Below are 19,658 nucleotides of genomic sequence, written 5' to 3' on the forward strand. Positions count from 1 at the left end.
CAGTGCACGCTCCTAGAGTTGGGTCGTGACCAGCGAGGGGCCTCCTTCGTCGGGGGCGCAGCGTTCGTCGAGGCTTCCCCGGCTGCACCCGACCGCGTTCACGATCGCGATCGTGGCGTTGGTGCTCTCCACGCTTGGTCTGCTCGTCTCGATCGTGCAGACCAACATCGCCCGTGAGGACGCCAAGGCGGCCCGGGACACCTCCACCAAGATGGTGGAGGGCCTGGCCCGCAAGGTGTTCCTCGACGCGGGGTTCGACGCGGTCACCGTGTCCAACATCGGCACCCTGCCGATCCACGACGTGACCCTCTACCGCACGGACGCCCGGGGCAAGCCGACGGCCGTCTACGAGTTCGAGCGGTCGCTGCCCGGCTGCTCCGCGTTGCGCTGGGACGGGCCGGTCCGCGAGCACCTCGCGGTCGGCTTCCGGGTCGTCAACGAGGGGCTGTGGCTGCTCTCGGACCTGACCGGGCTGCACCGGGAGAGCAGCGTCCCGATCTCGGTCGTCCAGTCGCCCCAGCAGTGGAGCCTGACCACCTCGTCCATCGTCCTGTGTTCGTGACGGGCGATCTCAGGACCCGCCCGGGGGTGTCCCTGATACCGGCGTACGCAGGGGCTTCGTAGACTTTGCCCAGCGCAGCATCCAGCGAGGGGAACGCGATGAGCCTGGTCAGCACGGTCAAGAAGGTGGTCCGGGACCGCCTGATCGCGCGCGCCGGGGGGATCGACCTCACCCGGCTCGACAAGGTGCCGGACTCGTTGTCCTGGCCCCTGCAGCGCGACGGGATGGCGCCCAACCAGCGGATCGCCGACGTGCGCGACCGGGAGCCGGTGCACAAGCTCACCACCTTCCTCGGCCTCGAGGTGTGGGTGGTGACCGGGGACGCCGAGGCGCGAGAGGTCCTGCGCGACACCACGTCGTACTCCACCGACATCCGCCCCTACATGGGCAAGAGCGGCTCGGCGACCGATGGCGACATCGGGGGCCTGGGCTTCACCGACCCTCCCGACCACACCCGGCTGCGCGCCCTGCTCACCCCCGAGTTCACGATGCGCCGCCTCGAGCGGCTGCGTCCCGGCATCCAGGCCATCGTGGACCGGCAGATCGACGAGATCGTCGAGGCCGCCCAGCACTCCGACACCGTCGACCTCGTGCCGACCTTCGCCTTCCCGATCCCGTTCCTGGTGATCTGCGACCTGCTCGGCCTGCCCGACGAGAAGCGCGAGACGTTCAGCAAGCTCGCCACCGCCCGTTTCGACGTCACCGGTGGCGGCATGGGCACGGTCGGGGCCATCGGCGGCTCGCGGGAGTTCCTGCTCGCCGAGGCCGCCCGCCAGCGCACGGACCCCGGCCCCGGGCTCATCGGCCAGATCATCCGCGAGCACGGCGACGAGATCAGCGACTGGGAGCTCGGAGGACTGGCCGACGGGGTCTTCACAGGCGGCCTGGAGACGAGTGCCTCGATGCTGGCGCTCGGCACCGCCGTGCTCCTGGAGAACCGCGAGCTGTGGAACCGGTTGATCGCCGACTCCACGAGCGCGGTCCCGATCGTCGACGAGCTGCTCCGGATGCTCTCCGTGGTCCAGGTCTCCTTCCCGCGCTTCGCCAAGGACGACGTCGTCGTGGCCGGCCAGGCGATCTCGAAGGGCGCCGTGGTGCTGGTCTCGCTGCCTGCCGCCAACCGCGACCCGCGCGCGAGCGCCGGCGACGAGATGGACCTGACCCGCGCGTCCGGCTCCCACCTCGCCTTCGGCTACGGCTTCCACCGGTGCGTCGGCGCCGAGCTGGCCCGGATGGAGCTGCGGATGGCGTTCCCGACGCTGGCCGCGCGCTTCCCGGAGATGGCGCTGGCCGTGCCGAGCGAGGAGCTCGAATACCGCGCGTTGAGCCTGGTGTACGGCGTCGAGTCGGTCCCGGTCACGCTCCGCTGACGCGGGGACCCGCTTTCCGCGCGCTCCGGACTAGACAACCTGATAACAGATCGGGATTTGTTGTCTGCCCCTACTAGACCCGCGATGTGGTCCTCGTTACGTTGGCGCAACCAACTATTTACCTCCCAGACCCACGACGGTAACGCGTCGGTGTGGGGCGGTGCCCTCGAAAGAGAAAAGGAGGCGATCTGCGTGAAGCGGATGCCTGCAGTACTGGTTGCCGGCGCGTTGGGGCTCTCCCTGAGCCTCGCGGCCTGCGGCAGCAGTAACGATGACAATGGCGGCGGAGGCGGCGGTTCCAAGACCTCCGAAGCCAAGGTCGGCGTGATCCTCCCTGACACCGAGTCCTCGGTGCGCTGGGAGACCGCGGACCGTCCGGCTCTCGAGGCGGCCTTCAAGTCGGCCGGCGTCAAGTACGACATCCAGAACGCGCAGAACGATGCCGACAAGATGGCGCAGATCGCGGACTCGATGATCGCCAGCGGCGTCACCGTGCTCGCCATCGTCAACCTCGACAACGCCTCGGGTGCCGCCATCGAGCAGAAGGCCAAGGAGCAGGGCGTCGCGACGATCGACTACGACCGCCTGACCCTCGGCGGCTCGGCGCAGTACTACGTCTCGTTCGACAACACGAAGGTCGGCCAGCTCCAGGGCGAGGGCCTGCAGAACTGCCTCGGCAAGGACAAGAAGGCCAACATCGTCTTCCTCGACGGTTCGCCCGACGACTCCAACGCGACCGCGTTCGCCAAGGGCGCGCACACCGTGCTCGACGCGAACAAGAACTACACCAAGGTCGCCGAGCAGGCTGTCCCGAAGTGGGACAACAAGACCGCCGGCACGATCTTCGAGCAGATGTACACCCAGCAGAAGGGCAAGATCGACGGCGTGCTCGCGGCCAACGACGGCCTGGGTGGCGCGGCGATCGCGATCCTCGACAAGAACAAGGTCGCCGGCAAGGTCCCGGTGACCGGTCAGGACGCCACGGTCGAGGGCCTGCAGAACATCCTTGCCGGCACGCAGTGCATGTCGGTCTACAAGTCCGCGAAGCTGGAGGCAGGAGCGTTGGCGAAGCTGGCCATCGGCCTGACCAAGGGTGAGAAGGGCGAGACCAACGGCACGGTGAAGGACACCGAGGGCAACCGTGATGTCCCGTCGATCCTGCTCGACCCGGTCGCGGTGACGAAGGACAACGTCAAGGCCGTGATCGACGACGGTGGCCAGAAGGCCGCTGACGTCTGCAAGGGCTTCGAGAAGCAGTGCGCAGCGGCAGGGATCTCCTGATCCCTCTCTGACACGGCGGGACCGGTGCATGACACCTGGCACCGGTCCCGCCGTTGCACCACCTGATCAGCCCGCAGCATGATCATCTGAGAACGATCCTCACCAGCCCCTGACCGCCCTGCGACGGTCCCATCCCCCGGGAGGCGCCCGATGACTGAACCCCTGCTCGAACTACGTGGAGTCGACAAGAGCTTCGGACCGGTCCAGGTTCTGCACGGCGTGAACCTCAAGGTCTACCCGGGTCAGGTCACCGCACTGGTCGGGGACAACGGCGCCGGAAAGTCCACGCTCGTCAAGACGGTCGCGGGGATCTACCACGCGGACGCCGGTGAGTTCTTCTTCGAGGGCAAGCCGGTCACCTTCAACGGTCCCAAGGACGCGGCCTCCCTGGGCATCGAGGTCGTCTACCAGGACCTCGCGCTGTGCGACAACCTCGACATCGTCCAGAACATGTTCCTGGGCCGGGAGGCCAAGACGCCCACGCGCCTGCTCGACGAGCTCACCATGGAGGACCGCGCGCGCCAGACGCTGGCGTCGCTGTCGGTGCGCACGGTGAAGTCGGTGCGCCAGAGCGTCGCCTCCCTCTCCGGTGGCCAGCGCCAGACCGTGGCCATCGCCAAGGCGGTCCTGTGGAACTCCCGCGTCGTGCTGCTCGACGAGCCGACCGCGGCCCTCGGCGTCGCGCAGACCCGGCAGGTGCTCGATCTCGTCCGGCGCCTGGCCGACCAGGGCCTCGGCGTCGTGCTCATCTCGCACAACATGAACGACGTCTTCGAGGTCTCCGACCGCATCACCGCGCTCTTCCTCGGTCGCGTCGCGGCCGACCTGAAGACCAGCGATACCAACAACAGCCAGATCGTCGAGCTGATCACGTCCGGACGCTCGGGAAGCATCGGCATCTCCGCGGCCACCGCCAACGAGTCGGCCTGAGGAGACAGACATGACCGACGAGACGAAGACCCCCGCCCCCACCTCCGCCAGTCCGAGCCTGGCCGCCTCCGACTTCTCCGGCGACAGCGCGAACCTCACCCTCGGCGAGTCCCTCCGGGCCTACGTCGACCGCGTCCGTGGCGGCGACATGGGCGCCCTCCCGGCCATTGGTGGCCTGGTCGTCCTGTTCATCGTCTTTTCTTCGCTGCGGCCCGACACCTTCACCGGCGCGCTCAACGTCGCCAACCTGCTGGTGCAGGCCTCCTCGATCTCCATCCTCGCGATGGGCCTGATCCCGGTACTCCTACTCGGCGACATCGACCTGTCCGCCGGTGTCGCCGGTGGTCTCTCGGCCGGCTTCACGGCCGTCGCGATCGTGCGCCACGGGGACGGCTGGGTCCTCGCCGTGCTGATCGGCATGGCCGTAGGGGCGGTGATCGGCCTGGCCATCGGACTGTTGGTCGCCAAGCTCGGCATCCCGTCCTTCGTTGTCACCCTCGCCTTCTTCCTCGGCCTGCAAGGGGCCACGCTGAAGCTGATCGGTCAGGGCGGCACCGTGCCTGTGCGCAACGACGTGCTGCGCGGCATCACGATCAAGTCGATGCCGGTCGTCACCGGCTGGATCGTGGTCATCGCCCTCCTGGCGATCTACGCCGGCCTGCTGTTCTGGCGGCAGCGGCGACTGGCCGCCAAGGACCTGCACCGTCCGCCGACCTCGCTGGTGGCTCTCAAGTTCGGCGCACTCGCGGTGATCCTGCTCGGCATGACGGCCTTCCTGAGCAAGAACCGCGCCCCGAACCCCCTGATCTTCACCATCGAGGGCATCCCGTACGCCGTGTTCCTCGTCGGTGCGCTGATGATCTTCTGGACGTTCATCTTCGGCCGCACGGGCTACGGCCGGCACATCTACGCGATCGGCGGCAACACCGAGGCGGCGCGTCGCGCCGGCATCAGCGTCGACGTGCTGAGGATCTCCACCTTTGTGATCTGCTCCACGATGGCGGCCATCAGCGGGATCGTGAGCTCGTCCTACACCGGCAACGTCTCTCCCGGGTCCGGGGGCGGCAACACCCTGCTGTACGCCGTGGGTGCTGCGGTCATCGGTGGCACCAGCCTCTTCGGCGGCAAGGGCAACATCCGTGACGGCGTGATCGGTGGTCTGGTGATCGCGACCATCGACAACGGGCTCGGCCTGCTCAACCAGGCGGCCTACATCAACTTCATCATCACAGGCGCCGTGCTGCTGCTGGCCGCGTCGGTCGACGCCATCTCGCGTCGCCGCCGTTCCGCGACAGGAACCTAGCCGTGGCCGACCGTCGTCGGCGTGGCACGGGCACCAACCAGGAAGCGGTACGTCGACACAACCTGGCGACCCTCCTGGGGCATGTACACCGGTCGGGTGGGGTCTCGCGAGCCCAGCTGACCGAGCTGATGGGCCTGAACCGGTCGACGATCGCCGACCTGGTCCGCGAGCTCGAGGACCTCGAGGTCGTCACCCAGTCCACTCCTGAGGCGGGAACCATCCAGCGCGTCGGTGCCGGGCGACCGAGCATCGACGTCAAGCCGGCCGCCGATTCCGTGTTCGTGCTCGCAGCCGAGCTCGGTGTCGACACCATGGACGTCGCCCGGGTCGGGCTCGGCGGCCAGCCGCTGGACCGGATGTCGGCCACCACGCCGACCAACCGCGACCCCGACGCGCTCGTCGACACGTTGGTGGACATGCTGCGGGCGATGCTGAAGACGGCCGACGACCGGTCGCGGCTGGTCGGCATCGGGATGGCAGTCCCGGGCGTGGTCACCGACAGCGCCGGCCTGGTGCGGTTCGCGCCCAACCTCGGGTGGACCGACGTGGCGCTCACCTCGGTGCTGGAGAGCCGCATCGGTCGACGGGTGCCGGTGCACATCGGCAACGACGCCGAGCTCGGCGCCCTCGCGGAGCACACGCGGGGCGCCGCGCGACACATGAACAACCTGATCTACATGTCCTGCGACGTCGGCGTCGGAGGGGGAGTGATCGTCGCCGGGGCGCCGATGATGGGCGCGAGCGGGTACGCCGGCGAGATCGGCCACCAGGTCTTCAACCCCAACGGCCAGACCTGCCGGTGCGGCAACGTCGGCTGCTGGGAGACCGAGATCGGCTCCCACGCCGTGGCCGAGGCCGTCGGCTGCCCCTCCAGCGAGATGCACCGGCTGGCGGAGTACCTCCAGCCCGACAGCGAGCCTCCGGCACGCCTGCGGGCGCTGGGCCATTCGCTCGGCCTGGGCCTCGGCGGCCTCGTGAACGTGTTCAACCCGGAGATGATCATCCTCGGCGGCGTGCTGCGGTGGGTGTTCCCACTCGTGCGGGAGGACGTGCTGGAGGCGTTGAGCGAGTGGGCCCTCGCCGCCCCGGCCGAGCAGGCCCAGATCGTGCTGCCGGCCCTCGGTGGCGACTCCTCGATCATCGGTGCCGCCGAGCTCGGCTTCACCGACGTGCTGCACGACCCGGTCGAGGTCCTGGCCGCTTCCACCGGCGCCACCGCCACCATCATCGGGGCCTGAACCTAGATCAGGGTCCGCCGCCCGGCGTAGACGTCGTCGAGGGCGTCGACCGCGGCCCCCACCGAAGCCGCGTGCAGGCCCAGGGTGCTCAGCGCGACGGTGCAGCCCGGTCCGGTGAAGCCGCGGGCCAGCGCCTCCTCGACCGCCGGCACCAGCACCTCGCCGAGCGGCACGAAGGACCCGCCGAGCACGATCATCGCCGGGTCGAGGGTGGCCGCGAGCTGCGCGACGCCCCTGGCCAGGGAGGCGCCGATCTCGGCGATGGCGGGCAAGGTGTCGGGCGCCTTGACCACGCGCTCGGCGTACGACACGGGGTCCTCGCCCGGCTCGAGCGGGATCCCGGTCGCGCGGACCAGGGCGCGCAGCCCGACCTTGGCCTCCCAGCAGCCGGTGCGGCCGCAGGCACACGCGTGGCGTTCGTCGCCGACCCGTTGGTGGCCGACCTCCCCGGCCAGGCCACGCGAGCCGCGGACGATCTGGCCGCCGCTGACGATGCCGGCGCCCAGGCCGACGGTGCCGGTGAGGTAGACGAAGTCGTTGACGCCGGCTGCCACCCCGTGCAGGCTCTCGGCCCGGGCCGCACAGTTGGCGTCGTTGTCGACCGCGACCGGGACCCGGTCGCCGAGCTCGGCCGACAACGCACCGGCGAGGTCGAGGTCGACCCAGCCGAGGTTGGGGGCCTCGACCACCCGCCCGCGCGTGCGGTCGATCAGTCCGGGGACGGCGACGGTGAGTCCGAGCAGGGTGGTTCCGCCGGCCTCGAGGCGGGCGACCTCGTCGCGCACCAGCCGGAGCACGTCCGCCAGCTGCGGACCGTCGCCTCCCACCGGCCGCTCCTCGAAGGAGAGCTCGCGGCCGGCCAGGTCGACGGTCGTGGTGGCGACGTAGTCGACGTTGACCTCGAGACCCAGCGCGACCAGGGACTCACCCGCCAGCACCACCGGGGTGCTCGGCCGGCCGCGGCCCGTGGACTCCGAGGCGCGCTCGGAGACGGCCCCGACCTGCTGGAGCTGGCCGATGATCGTGCCCACCGTCGCCTTGGCCAGCCCGGAGCGCCGGGCCAGGTCGGACCGGCTGAGCGCGCCCGAGTCGCGCAGCAGCCGCATCACCACGGCGGTGTTGCGTCGGCGTACCTCGTCGGTCGCCGACGGACCGGCGTCGACGGGCACGGTCAGGAGCGGAGCCCGTAGAGGTGCTCGAGCGCGAGCTGGTCGAGGCGCTCGAAGGCCATCCCGCGGGCACCGATGGCGTCGACGTCGGGGTTGGGGGCGGCCTCCAGGTCGGCCCAGCCCTCACCCTCGGCCAGCGTGGGTACGGCGAGCTCGGGCAGCTTGGCCTCCTCGAGGGCGGCCTGCACCTCGGGGTCGGCCCGGAAGGCACGTGCCTTCTCGCGCAGGATCAGGTAGTTGCGCATGCAGGCCTCGGCCGCCACCCAGACACCTTCGTCGTCCTCGGTGCGAGGAGTCTTGTAGTCGAAGTGCACCGGGCCGTCGTACCCGCCGGCGAGCAGGGTGTCCACGACCCAGAACGCGCCCCGCACGTTGCCGGCGCCGAAGCGCAGGTCCTGGTCGTACTTCGGACCGCTCTGCCCGTTGAGGTCGATGTGGAAGAGCTTGCCCTGCCACAGCGCCTGGGCGTAGCCGGCCGCGGCGTTGAGCCCGGCCATCTCCTCGTGACCGATCTCGGGGTTGATGCCGACCAGCTCGGGACGGTCGAGGGTCTCGATGAAGGCCATGGCGTGCCCGGCCGTGGGCAGGATGATGTCGCCGCGCGGCTCGTTGGGCTTGGGCTCGATCGCGAACCGGATGTCGTAGCCGCGGTCGGTGACGAACTCACCGAGCAGGTTGAAGGCCTCCTGGTAGCGGTCGAGCGCGGTGGCGATGTCCTTGGCGGCACCGGACTCGGCGCCCTCGCGGCCACCCCACGCGACGTAGATCTTGGCGCCGAGCTCGGCGGCGAGGTCGATGTTGCGCATGACCTTCTTGATCGCGTAGCGGCGCACCTCGCGGTTGTTGGAGGTGAAGCCACCGTCCTTGAAGACCGGGTGCGTGAACAGGTTGGTGGTGGCGGTGGTGACGACCAGGCCGGTGTCGGCCAGCACCTTGCGGAACGAGTCCAGGATCTTGTCGCGCTCGGCGTCGGAGGCGCCGAACGGCACCACGTCGTCGTCGTGGAAGTTGATGCCGTAGGCGCCGATCTCGGCCAGCTTCTCGACGGCCCGGATCGGGTCCATCGGTGGCCGCGTGGGCTCGCCGAACGGGTCACGTCCGGGGTACTGCACGGTCCAGATGCCGAAGGAGAACTTGTCCTCGGGGGTGGGCTTGAGCTCGGTCATGTCGGTGCCTTCCTGCTGTTTCAGTTCGAGGTACGGGGGGTCCAGTCGGTGGTGCGTTCGCGGAGCAGTGCGTAGTCGTCGCGCAGGCCGGGGATGGTCGGACCGGTCGGGAGCTCCGTGGCGGGCACCGACCACTGCGGCGGGGCGTCCTCGCCGGAGAGCACCCAGGCCGCCTGGCGAGCAGCGCCGAGAGCGACGTACTCGGCAGGCTCGGGGAGCACGATGGGGGCGTCGAGGACGAGCGGCGCCAGGGCGAGTACGGCGGGGTTGCGCGCCGCCCCACCGATCAGCAGCAATCGACCGGGGCGACGGCCCGAGACCTCGGCCAGCGCGTCGACGGCATCCGCCAGGCTGAACAGCAGGCCCTCGACGTGGGCCCGGGCCAGGTCGGCGCGGGTGCTGGCCGAGGTCAGACCGTGCAGGGTGCCGGCGGCATCGGGTCGCCTCGGCGTACGTTCGCCGTCGAGGTAGGGGAGCAGCGTCAGTCCACGGGCGCCGGGCTCGGATGCCAGGGCCAGCTCGGCGAGACCGTCGTGGTCGACATCGAGCAGGTGTGCGCCCAGCTCGAGGATCAGGGCCGCGTTGATGGTGCAGGCCAGCGGCAGGAACTGCCCGGTCGCGTCGGCGAAGCCGGAGATGGCGCCCGTCCCGTCGGCGATCGGTTCGGCGGTCACCATCGAGGCGACGCCCGAGGTCCCGATGGAGAGGGCGACGTCGCCCTCGCCGAGGCCGAGGCCCAGGGCGGCCGCCATGTTGTCGCCGGTGCCCGGCGCGATCACGGTGCCGCCGTGGTGGCCGACGACTTCCTGGGCACGTGCGATGCGGGGGAGTCGGACGTTGCGGCCCAGCGCCTCCTTGACCAGGTCGGGCAGGTAGTCGTCGTCGGTCGGGGACCAGTAGCCGGTGCCGGATGCGTCACCGCGGTCGGTGGTGGGCTCGGAGCCACGACCGGCGAGCTGCCAGGTGAGGTAGTCGTGGGGGAGCATCACGTCGCGGATCCGTGCGACGGCGTCGGGCTCGTGGTCACGCATCCAGCGCAGCTTGGTGATCGTGTACGACGCGTTGAACACGCTGCCGGTCAGCTCGGCACACCGGTCGGGGCCGCCCAGCTCGTCGACGAGGTCGGCGGCCGCACCGGCACTCCGGACGTCGTTCCACAACAGTGCGTCGTGGACCGGGTCACCGTGCTCGTCGAGCGCCACCATCCCGTGCTGCTGGCCGCCCACGGCGACGGCGTCGGCCCGGTCGAGCAGCCCGTCGGTCGCTTCGTCCAGGGCGCTCAGCCAGGCGGTGGGGTCGACCGCGGTGCCGGACGGGTGAGCGGCTCGGCGCTGGTCGACGACGCGTCCGTCGGAGGCGTCCACCAGCACGGCCTTGGTGGCCTGAGTGGAGGAGTCGATGCCGAGGACGAGGGGTGAGCCGGCCATGGCCTTAATTTATACGACACTTGAACTAAGTCAAGGGCTGATCGGGTCAACGGCGCCCGTACGTCGTCGTACGCTCGACGACCGGGCGGCCGATCCCGCTGCCGATCTCGACCAGCTCCTCCACGGTCTTGGCCGACCCGTGCTCGGAACCGGCCATCCGGGAGATCGTCTCCTCCATCAGGGTGCCGCCGAGGTCGTTGGCGCCTGCCTCGAGCATCGCGCGGGTGCCGTCGATGCCGAGCTTGACCCAGCTGGTCTGGATGTTGTCGATCCGGCCGTGCAGCATGATCCGTGCCAACGCGTGCACGGCGAGGTTGTCGCGCAGGGTGGGCCCGGGGCGGGCCACGCCGGCGAGGTAGATCGGCGCCGAGTGGTGGACGAAGGGCAGCGGCACGAACTCGGTGAAGCCACCGGTCTCGTCCTGGATCCTCGACAGCACCCTGAGGTGGTTGACCCAGTGGCGCGGGTTGTCGACGTGGCCGTACATCATCGTCGAGCTCGACCGCACCCCCACCTTGTGTGCCGTGGAGACGATCTCGATCCAGGTACGCGTGGGCAGCTTGCCCTTGGTCAGCACCCAGCGGACGTCGTCGTCGAGGATCTCCGCGGCGGTGCCGGGGATGGTGTCGAGCCCGGACTCGCGGGCCTTGATCAGGAAGTCCTCGAAGGACAGGCCGGTGCGGCTGGAGCCGTTGACGATCTCCATCGGCGAGAAGGCGTGCACGTGCATCTGCGGCACGCGGGTCTTCACGGCGGCGGCGAGGTCGAAGTACGCCGTGCCGGGCAGCTCGGGGTCGATGCCGCCTTGCATGCACACCTCGCTGGCGCCGAGGTTCCAGGCTTCCTCGGCCCGGTCGGCGACCTGGTCCAGGGAGAGCGAATAGGCGTCGGCGTCGGTGCGGCGCTGGGCGAAGGCACAGAACCGGCAGCCGACGTAGCAGACGTTGGTGAAGTTGATGTTGCGGTTGACGACGTAGGTCACGTCGTCGCCCACGGTCTCCCTGCGCAGGTCGTCGGCGAGCAGGCAGACCTGCTCCAGCAGCTCGCCCTCTGCGGTCATCAGGGTCAGCGCGTGCTCGTCGCTCAGGTTCCCCGGGTCCTGCTCGGCCGCCTTCAGGGCTGCAGAACCGGATAGTCCAGAACGAACGGCCGCTGCCGCGGCGTCTGCGAGCGGCTTTTCGTTCTGGACTATCCCTTCCTTGAGCGAGTCCCAGTTGCCGTAGACGTTGTCGAAGTCGGAGCGGCGGTCGTCGGTGCGGCCTCCTCCTGGTCCTTCCTGGTCGATGGCGGTGTGCAGGTCGGTGCGGCCCACCGACGCAAAGCCGCCGTCGGGCTCCTGCCAGGGCAGGCCGGCAGGGCGTACGCCGGGACGCACCAGGCCGTCGTCGTCGGCCAGGGCGGCGACGTGGCCGGAGACGCGGGGGTCGATCCACGGCTCGCCGGCGACGACGTACTCCGGGTGCACGGTCAGCCGGGCGCGGAGCTCGAAGCCGGACTGCTCGGTGACCGAGCGCAGCCGCTCCAGGGAGGGCCAGGGGCGCTCGGGGTTCACGTGGTCGGGGGTCAGTGGCGAGACGCCGCCCCAGTCGTCGATGCCGGCGCCGAGCAGGGCGCGGCACTCGTCGAGGTCGACCAGGTTGGGCGGCGCCTGGAGCCGCACCCTGGGTCCGAGCACGATCCGGGAGACGGCGATCGTGGCGAGGTACTCCTCGAGCCCGAGGTCGTCGACGTGCCGCATCGCCGTGTCGGGCTTGGCGCGGAAGTTCTGGATGATCACTTCCTGCACGTGGCCGTACTGGCGGGCCACCCGGCGCAGCTCGAAGATCGACTCGGCGCGCTCGGTGAGGTTCTCGCCGATGCCGATCAGCAGGCCGGTGGTGAACGGCACCGAGAGGCGGCCGGCGTCCTCGAGCACGCGCACCCGGACGTTGGGGTCCTTGTCGGGCGAGCCGTGGTGGGCCTCGCCCTTGGTCTCGTAGAGCCGGCGCGAGGTGGTCTCGAGCATCATCCCCATCGAGGGGGAGACCGGCTTGAGCCGGTTCATCTCCTCCCACGACATCACGCCGGGGTTGAGGTGCGGCAGCAGGCCGGTCTCCTCGAGCACCCGGATCGCCATGGCGCGGAGGTAGGCGAGCGTCGAGTCGTAGCCCTCGGCGTGCAGCCACTCCTCGGCCTCGGGCCAGCGATCCTCCGGGCGGTCGCCCAGCGTGAGCAGTGCCTCGGTGCAGCCGAGCTCGGCGCCCTGGCGGGCGATGTCGAGGATCTCGTCGGGGGAGAGGTACGGCGCCCGGCCCTCGCGGGCGGCGTGACCAGGAGTCTCGACGAACGTGCAGTAGTGGCAGCGGTCCCGGCACAGTCGCGTGACCGGGATGAACACCTTCGGGGAGTACGTCACCACGCCGGGACGACCGGCACCGGCGAGCCCGGCGTCGCGGACCCGCGCGGCGACCGCGGACAGCCTGGTCAGGTCCTCGCCTCGGGCGGCGAGCAGCACCGTGGCCTCGGCGGGATCGAGCGCCGCGCCGCGTTCGGCGCGCGCCAGCGCACGACGGGTCTGCTGGGGAGTGGGCTCGTCAGTCATCGGCACTCAGGCTATCCGTGGGTAGGAGCGAGGCAGCGGCACGTCCATCTCGGCCAGCACCGTCCGGAGAACGTCGGGGCGGTTGGTGATCATCCCGTCGACCCCGAACTCGACGAGCCGGCGCATGGAGTCGGCGGCATCGACGGTGTACGGCAGCACCCGCAGGCCCGCCTCGTGGGCCTCCGCGACCATGGCATGGGTGAGGATCGTGTGACTGGGTGAGATGGCGTCGAAACCGAGGTAGCTCACGGCGGCGGGCACGCTGTCGTGGAAGTCGTCGATGTCGATGCCGGCGAGCCAGGGCGAGGCGCCGGGTCGGTCGACCTCGAGGTAGTCGGTGTTGGTGAGCGCGTTCAGGGACAGCTCCGTCGCCGCGGCGCGGACGAGCCGCAGCACGGCCCAGTCGAAGCTCTGGATCGAGGCACGGTGCAGCATTCCGGCGTCGCGCAGCACCTCGAGGATGGTGTCGACGAAGCGCTCCCGAGGCGCGTTCTCGTCGGGGTGGAGCACGTCGAACTTGGTCTCGACGTTGAGTCCGACCTCGTCGGCTCGCTGGTGCTCGAGCAGCTCGACCAGCTCGTGCAGGGTGGCGATCGGGGCCAGCTCCGCCAGGGTGTGTACGGCGATCAGCCGGCCGGCGTACGTGCGCTCATGACTGAGCACGGGTACGCCGTCGGCCGTGATGTGCACGTCGCACTCCAGGGTGCTGACCCCGATCCGCAGCGAGTTCGCGCAGGCCTCGATCGTGTTCTCGGGGGCGAGGCCGGCGCCACCGCGGTGGGCCTGCAGGTCGAAGGTCAGCTGACCCATTCCTTCAGCTGGCGCACCAGCGCCGGGTTGTCGTCGCTAGCCGGGGCGATCTGGAGGTTGGTCACGCCCGCCTCACGAAAGGCCTCGATGCGCTCCTTGACGTAGGACTCCGGCCCGACGAGGTTGGCCTGCTCGAGCATCTCGAGCGGCACCGCGGCCTCGGCCTCCTTCTTCTTGCCGTCGAGGTAGAGGTCCTGGATCTCCTTGGCCTCCTTCTCGTAGCCGTACTGGCAGGCGAGGTCGTTGTAGAAGTTCTTGCCGCGCGCCCCCATGCCGCCGATGTAGAGGGCGAAGAACGGCCGCGCGAAGTCGAGCAGTCCCTTGACGTCGTCACCGACCGCCACCATGCCCCCGGCTGCGATCTCGAGCGGCGCGAGGTCGGCGGAGCGCTTGGCGCCGCCCGCGGCGAGTGCCTCGCCCCAGACCCGGTCGGCCCCCTCGGGGGTGAAGAGGAACGGCAGCCAGCCGTCGGCGTACTCCGCCGTCCCCTCGACGGACTTCTGTCCGAGGGCGGCGATGTAGATCGGCACGCTGTCGCGCTCGGGGTGGGTGAGCATCTTCAGCGGCTTGCCCAGACCGGTCCCCTCGTCCGCGGGGAGCGGGAGGGTGAAGCTCTTGCCCTGGAACTCGAGCTTCTCGCGCCGCATCGCGGCCCGGATGATCTCGATGGCCTCCCGGGTACGGCCCAGCGGCCTGGAATAGGACATGCCGTGCCAGCCCTCGACCACCTGCGGACCGGAGGCGCCGAGCCCGAGGATCGCCCGGCCGCCGGAGACGTTGTCGAGCCCGGCCGCGGTCTGCGCGAGCAACGCCGGCGTGCGGGAGTAGACGTTGAGGATCGCCGACCCGATCTCGATGGTCTCGGTCTTGGCGGCGAGGTAGCCCATCAGCGTGGGCGAGTCGAAGCCGTAGGCCTCGGCCACCCAGACGGTGTCCAGCCCGGCCTGCTCGAGCGCGGCCACCTGGTCGGCGGCGTCGCGGGGGTTGCCGTTGTACATCAGGGCCGTGGAGAGCTTCATGACCGTGACAGTAATGGTGTCACGATCATGAAGCCACTCCGGGCACTAGACCGGGACGCCTTCGCGGTGGGTGGGCGGGAGCTCGGTCTCCGAGATGTGGTTCTCACCGCGGTCGAGCTTGCTCGGCCACCAGATCTTGCTGCCGAGGTCGAGGTTGATCGCGGTCACCAGCACCGAGCGGATGATGATCGTGTCGATCAGCACCCCCAGGGCGACGGTGAAACCGAGCTCGACGAGGAACACCAGTGGCAGCGAGGCGAGGATGCCGAAGGTCGCCGCCAGCACCAGCCCGGCCGAGGTGATCACCCCGCCCGTGGCAGCCAGACCGACGAGGGAGCCCTCGCGGGTGCCGCGGACGGCGGTCTCCTCCCGGACCCGGGTCATCAGGAAGATGTTGTAGTCGATGCCCAGGGAGACCAGGAAGACGAACACGAACAACGGATAGCTCGGGTCGACCGCGGGGTAGTCGAAGACGTACTTGAACGCGAGCGCCCCCAGTCCGATGGCGGTGCCGAACGACAGCACCACGGTGCCGATCAGGATCAGCGGCGCGGTGAGCGCACGCAGCAGCAGCATCAGGATCAGCAGCACCACGATCAGGGTGACCGGGATGATCACCTTGGAGTCGCGAGTGTTGGCCTTGAGCATGTCGTCGAGGATCGCCGAGGTGCCGCTCACGAGCGCATCGGCGCCGTCCACCGCATGGACCTTCGAGCGGACCGTGTCGACCGTGTCGAAGGCGGCGTTGGTGGTCGAGTCGACGGTCAGGTTGGCGGTGATGAAGGCGACGCCGTCCTTGACGACCGGCTTGCTCGGGTCCTCCAGGTTCTTGATCCCGGTCATCGCGCTGGCGACGTCGTCGGCCTTGTCGGCGTTGGCCACGACCATCACCGGCGTCGAGTTGTCGGCCAGGCCGTGGGCCGTCAGCACGTTCTGCCCCTTCACCGAGTCGAACTGCTTGGTGTAGGAGTCCTCGGTGGAGAGACCGTTGGTGTTCAGGGTGAGTACGCCGAGGACGCAGACGCCCAGCGCGAGCGTGGTCATGATCCAGACCTGGCGCGGACGGGGCCGGATGAACGCACCGACGCGGGCCCAGATGCCGTGGCTGGTCGGCTCGTCGGAGCCGAAGGCGGGGCGCTTCGGCCAGAACATCCAGCGGCCGAAGATGACCAGGAGCGCCGGCAGCAGGGTGATCATCGACAGCAGCGTGACCGCGATGCCGATGGCGCACACCGGCCCGAGGCCGGCGGTGGAGTTCATGTCGGCCAGGGTGAGGCAGAGCATGCCGACGATGACGGTGCTCGCGCTGGCGATGATCGCCGGCGTGGCGCGGTGCAGCGCGAAGGCCATCGCCTCGTGCCGGTCGTCGTGACGACGGAGCTCTTCTCGATATCTCGCGACCAGGAGCAAGGCGTAGTCGGTGCCGGCACCGATCACCAGGATCGACACGATGGCCTGGCTCTGCCCGTTGACGGTGAGGTCGGCGTACTTGGCCAGGAAGTAGATCAGGCCGAGCGAGGACGCCAGTGCCACCACGACGGAGAAGATCGGCAGGATCCAGAGAATCGGGCTGCGGTAGGTGAACAGGAGCAGCACGATCACCACGAGCAGGGCGGCGAGGAGCAGGGTGCTGTCGAGACCTGCGAAGGCCTCCGCGGAGTCGATCGCCTGGCCGCCAGAGCCCGCGAGCAGCACGGTGCCGCCGTCGATCTTGGCGATCTTGTGGATGTCGTCGCCGATGTCGGGCATCTTGTTCCACCCGTCGGACCCGACGTTGAAGGTCACGACGGTCTGGGCGGCTCGACCGTCCTCGGACGGGATCGGGCCGATCACCTTGCCGTCGACGTACTTCATGTCCTGGAGCTGGGCGGCTTGGTCCTTCATCGTCACGAGGTCAGTGGGCGTGAACCCGGTCTTCTTCTCGTAGACAACGGTGGTCGGGATCGCGTTGGGGTCCTGGAAGGGCTTCATCTTCTCCAGGGCCTGGGTCGACTCGGCGTTGCCGGGGAGCCACGACGAGGCCTCGTTGTTCTGGACCTCGGTGAGCTTGCCGGCGAAGCTGCCGAGGCCCATCAACGCGATGATCCAGAAGGCGAGCACGAACCACTTGGTGACGCGACCGGTCAGCTTGCCGGCGATCTGACGATGCATGGGGGTCACTCCATCAGCCACGCGCCCCTGGGCGCTATCGGGTTTTGCCCTGAGACAGACCCCGAGAACGATGGGAACTCATCGCTGCCCGCCTCACCAAGAAGACAGAATCTAGCCCGCAGGTGTGACAGTTTCGCCGACCTTTTTCGAAGCGGTTGACCCCCGCAACGAGGCTGGCGGTGCGAAGCGGGATCAGCGGGCCAGATCGGGCACGATCTCGGCACCAGGAAGCTCGCCGAGCAGTCGTCCCGGCACGAACAGCTTCGACCCACGGATCCCGCTGCCGATGATCGCGAGGTCGATCTCGGTGGCGGCCGTGTCGACCAGCACGCGCCACTCGGCGGGCAGACCCAGCGGCGTGATGCCGCCGTACTCCATGCCGGTCTCCGCAACCGCGCGGTCGTGGTCGAGGAAGGAGCACTTGCGCACGTCGAGGACCTTGCGGACCACGGTGTTCACGTCGGCCCGGGTGTCGGCGCGTACGACGCACGCGGCGATCCGCTCGTCGCCGTCGCGCTTGCCCATCACCACGACGCAGTTGGCACCGGCGTCCAGCGGGCAGTCGTAGCGCTCGCTCATCGCGGCGGTGTCCGCGAACTCCGGATCGATCGCCGCGACGAGGACCTCGGCGGCGTGGTTCCAGGTCTCGAGGGCGGCGCGCACCGGCGCGCCGAGCAGGTCGGGATGGTCGAGTGCGGGTTGGAGCGTCAGGGTGCCGATCGTCTGCATGACGACCACCGTAGGTGCTGCGTTCGAGCCCACTTCACCGTCCCGTCACCCGAGCCGACGACGGTGGAGGCGTGACTGGACCACTCGTCATCGGACACCGCGGTGCCAGCGGCCACCGACCGGAGCACACGGCCCTCGCCTACCAGCTCGCCTGGCGCAGCGGCGCCGACTCGGTCGAGCCCGACGTGGTGTGCACCCGCGACGGCATCCTGGTCTGCCGCCACGATCTCGACCTCGCCCCGACGACGGACGTCGCCACGCGTCCGGAGTTTGCGTCCAAGCGACGCACGATGGAGGTCGACGGCGAGGTCGTGGACGGCTGGTTCGTGCAGGACTTCTTCCTCGAGGAGCTCAAGGAGCTGCGGGCGCGTGAGCGCTGGCCGAAGAAGCGTCCTGGCAGTGCGATGTACGACGACCTCCTGCCGGTGCTCACCCTGGAGGAGCTGCTCGACCTGCGTGAGCAGGAGTCGGCCCGGGCAGGCCGCCCGCTCGGTGTGCACATCGAGATCAAGCACGCTGCGCTCTTCCGCGACCTGCGGATGCCGCTGCACGAGTCGCTCGTCGCGATCCTCCGCGAGCGGCGCCTGGACTCCTCGCTCGGTCCGGTCAGCGTGATGTCCTTCGAGGCCGAGGTGCTCAAGCAGCTGCGTCGTGACCTCCAGGTCGAGATGGTCCAGCTCGTCGACGAGCACGACTCCGTGCGGTTCCGGCGGATGCAGAAGATCGGTGGCTACGCCTCGGCGGTCGGGCTCAGCAAGCACCTGGTGCTGCCTCGTGACGCCGCGGGCAACGTCGGCGAACCAGGTCCCGGTGTGCAGGCATCGTTTCGGGCCGGGCTCGACGTACTGGTGTGGACGCTGCGCAGCGAGAACTCGCACCTGCCCGCCAACCTGCGCAGTGGCGGTCCGGCCCGCGAGCACGGCGACGCGGCCACCGAGGTGTCTCGTCTGCTCGACCTCGGGGTCGACGGCCTGGTCACCGACTTCCCCGAGGTGGCCGCTTCGGTGCGCGCAGACAGGGTCGGCGCGATCGCGCTGTAGCCGGGCTCAGCGGTCGCCGACGGGGACGTCGCCGACGCCCGAGCGCAGCTGCGCCAGGATCCTGGTCAGCAGCCGCGACACCTGCATCTGGGTCACGCCGATGCGCTCGGCGATCTCGCGTTGGGTGAGCCCCTCGTAGAAGCGCATCGACAGGATCTGCCGGTCGCGCTCGCCGAGCCGGCGCAGCACCGGTCGCAGGATCACCCGCGCCTCGGAGGCTTCGTGGTCGGTGTCCTCACCGGGAAGCAGGTCGCCCAGCGTGGTGCTGCCGTCAGCACCGACGGTGTGGTCGAGGGAGGCCGGGACGAAGCACCCGTCGCTGGCGAGGGCCTCGATCACCGACTCGGTGCACTCCTCGAGGTGGTCGGCGATCTCGACGGGCTGGGGCGACCGGCCGAGCCGGTAGGACAGCTCGCTCTCGGCGGCGTTGATCCGCGACTGCAGCTCCTGGATCCGGCGCGGAGGACGGATCATCCAGCCGTGGTCGCGGAAGTGCTTGCGCAGCTCGCCGCGGATGGTCGGTACGGCGTAGGAGAGGAAGTCGTGACCGCTGCTCACGTCGTACCCGCGTGCGGCCTTGGTCAGCGCGAGCGCCGCCACCTGCCGCAGGTCGTCCAGCGGGATGCCGCGGGACCGGTAGCGAGCCGCCTCGGCGTGGGCGAGGTCGACGTGCAGCACGATCACGCTCTCGAGCAGTCGCGCCCGCTCCTCGGCCGAGGAGGTCGCCGCGGCCTGGAGGAACAGGTCTCGGGTGTGCTCGTTGCGTTCTTGACGGGAAGGGCGCTGGGATCTCTCGGAGTGGACGACTGCTGTCATGGCTCACCGACCTGGCACGGACTCCATGGTGCGGAGTCAGAGGGTCGCGAGTGCCGCTCAGGCGAC

The 19,658-nt window shown here is 69.6% G+C and carries 16 protein-coding genes; 7 read left to right on the forward strand and 9 right to left on the reverse strand.

Features of this window, described 5'->3' with window-relative positions:
• The first annotated feature begins 25 nt into the window (after positions 1–25).
• The 6 genes from H976_RS0101200 (at position 26) to H976_RS0101225 (ending at position 6,684) form a co-directional block, all read left to right on the forward strand.
• A complete protein-coding gene (locus tag H976_RS0101200) occupies positions 26–562 on the forward strand; it encodes a hypothetical protein (protein ID WP_027860034.1) in 537 nt (178 codons plus the stop codon).
• Between the two features lie 98 nt (positions 563–660).
• On the forward strand, positions 661–1,932 hold the full coding sequence (locus H976_RS0101205; RefSeq protein WP_051275921.1) for a cytochrome P450: 1,272 nt from the start codon (positions 661–663) through the stop codon (positions 1,930–1,932).
• Positions 1,933–2,133: 201 nt separating this feature from the next.
• Positions 2,134–3,213: a sugar ABC transporter substrate-binding protein gene (locus tag H976_RS0101210; protein ID WP_196803912.1), complete on the forward strand. Its 1,080-nt coding sequence runs from the start codon at positions 2,134–2,136 to the stop codon at positions 3,211–3,213.
• 150 nt (positions 3,214–3,363) lie between these two features.
• Positions 3,364–4,143, forward strand: coding sequence for an ATP-binding cassette domain-containing protein (locus H976_RS0101215; protein WP_027860037.1), 780 nt, complete (start codon positions 3,364–3,366; stop codon positions 4,141–4,143).
• Between the two features lie 10 nt (positions 4,144–4,153).
• Entirely contained in the window at positions 4,154–5,446 is a 1,293-nt protein-coding gene (locus tag H976_RS0101220) for a sugar ABC transporter permease (RefSeq protein ID WP_027860038.1), read from the forward strand.
• 2 nt (positions 5,447–5,448) lie between these two features.
• The gene (locus H976_RS0101225) at positions 5,449–6,684 is read left to right on the forward strand and encodes an ROK family protein (protein ID WP_027860039.1); all 1,236 of its coding nucleotides are present in this window, start codon (positions 5,449–5,451) and stop codon (positions 6,682–6,684) included.
• A gap of 2 nt (positions 6,685–6,686) precedes the next feature.
• On the opposite strand, the gene H976_RS0101230 is transcribed toward H976_RS0101225, so the two are convergent.
• The 8 genes from H976_RS0101230 to H976_RS0101265 form a co-directional block, all read right to left on the reverse strand.
• Positions 6,687–7,853: an ROK family protein gene (locus H976_RS0101230; protein ID WP_027860040.1), complete on the reverse strand. Its 1,167-nt coding sequence runs from the start codon at positions 7,851–7,853 to the stop codon at positions 6,687–6,689.
• Between the two features lie 2 nt (positions 7,854–7,855).
• A complete protein-coding gene (gene xylA, locus H976_RS0101235) occupies positions 7,856–9,019 on the reverse strand; it encodes a xylose isomerase (RefSeq protein ID WP_027860041.1) in 1,164 nt (387 codons plus the stop codon).
• A gap of 20 nt (positions 9,020–9,039) precedes the next feature.
• Positions 9,040–10,446, reverse strand: coding sequence for a xylulokinase (xylB, locus tag H976_RS0101240; protein ID WP_036223901.1), 1,407 nt, complete (start codon positions 10,444–10,446; stop codon positions 9,040–9,042).
• A 46-nt stretch (positions 10,447–10,492) separates the two neighbouring features.
• On the reverse strand, positions 10,493–13,027 hold the full coding sequence (locus H976_RS0101245) for a bifunctional FO biosynthesis protein CofGH (protein ID WP_027860043.1): 2,535 nt from the start codon (positions 13,025–13,027) through the stop codon (positions 10,493–10,495).
• A gap of 6 nt (positions 13,028–13,033) precedes the next feature.
• Positions 13,034–13,837: a glycerophosphodiester phosphodiesterase family protein gene (locus H976_RS23920; RefSeq protein WP_051275923.1), complete on the reverse strand. Its 804-nt coding sequence runs from the start codon at positions 13,835–13,837 to the stop codon at positions 13,034–13,036.
• Positions 13,825–14,856 (reverse strand): LLM class F420-dependent oxidoreductase, encoded by a 1,032-nt coding sequence (locus H976_RS0101255; protein ID WP_027860044.1) that lies wholly within the window; start codon positions 14,854–14,856, stop codon positions 13,825–13,827. The genes H976_RS23920 and H976_RS0101255 overlap by 13 nt, the downstream gene beginning before the upstream one ends.
• 45 nt (positions 14,857–14,901) lie before the next feature.
• Complete coding sequence (locus tag H976_RS0101260) at positions 14,902–17,007, reverse strand: MMPL family transporter (protein ID WP_027860045.1); 2,106 nt, start codon at positions 17,005–17,007, stop codon at positions 14,902–14,904.
• Positions 17,008–17,199: 192 nt separating this feature from the next.
• Entirely contained in the window at positions 17,200–17,736 is a 537-nt protein-coding gene (locus tag H976_RS0101265) for a YbaK/EbsC family protein (RefSeq protein WP_027860046.1), read from the reverse strand.
• 71 nt (positions 17,737–17,807) lie between these two features.
• Here H976_RS0101265 and H976_RS23925 point away from each other — a divergent pair, with 71 nt between their 5' ends.
• Positions 17,808–18,776: a glycerophosphodiester phosphodiesterase family protein gene (locus H976_RS23925; protein ID WP_051275925.1), complete on the forward strand. Its 969-nt coding sequence runs from the start codon at positions 17,808–17,810 to the stop codon at positions 18,774–18,776.
• 6 nt (positions 18,777–18,782) lie between these two features.
• Here H976_RS23925 and H976_RS0101275 read toward each other — a convergent pair whose 3' ends face one another.
• Positions 18,783–19,592, reverse strand: coding sequence for a sigma-70 family RNA polymerase sigma factor (locus H976_RS0101275; RefSeq protein WP_027860047.1), 810 nt, complete (start codon positions 19,590–19,592; stop codon positions 18,783–18,785).
• Positions 19,593–19,658: the final 66 nt, after the last annotated feature.

This window comes from Marmoricola sp. URHB0036, from assembly GCF_000426045.1.
GTDB lineage: Bacteria > Actinomycetota > Actinomycetes > Propionibacteriales > Nocardioidaceae > Marmoricola.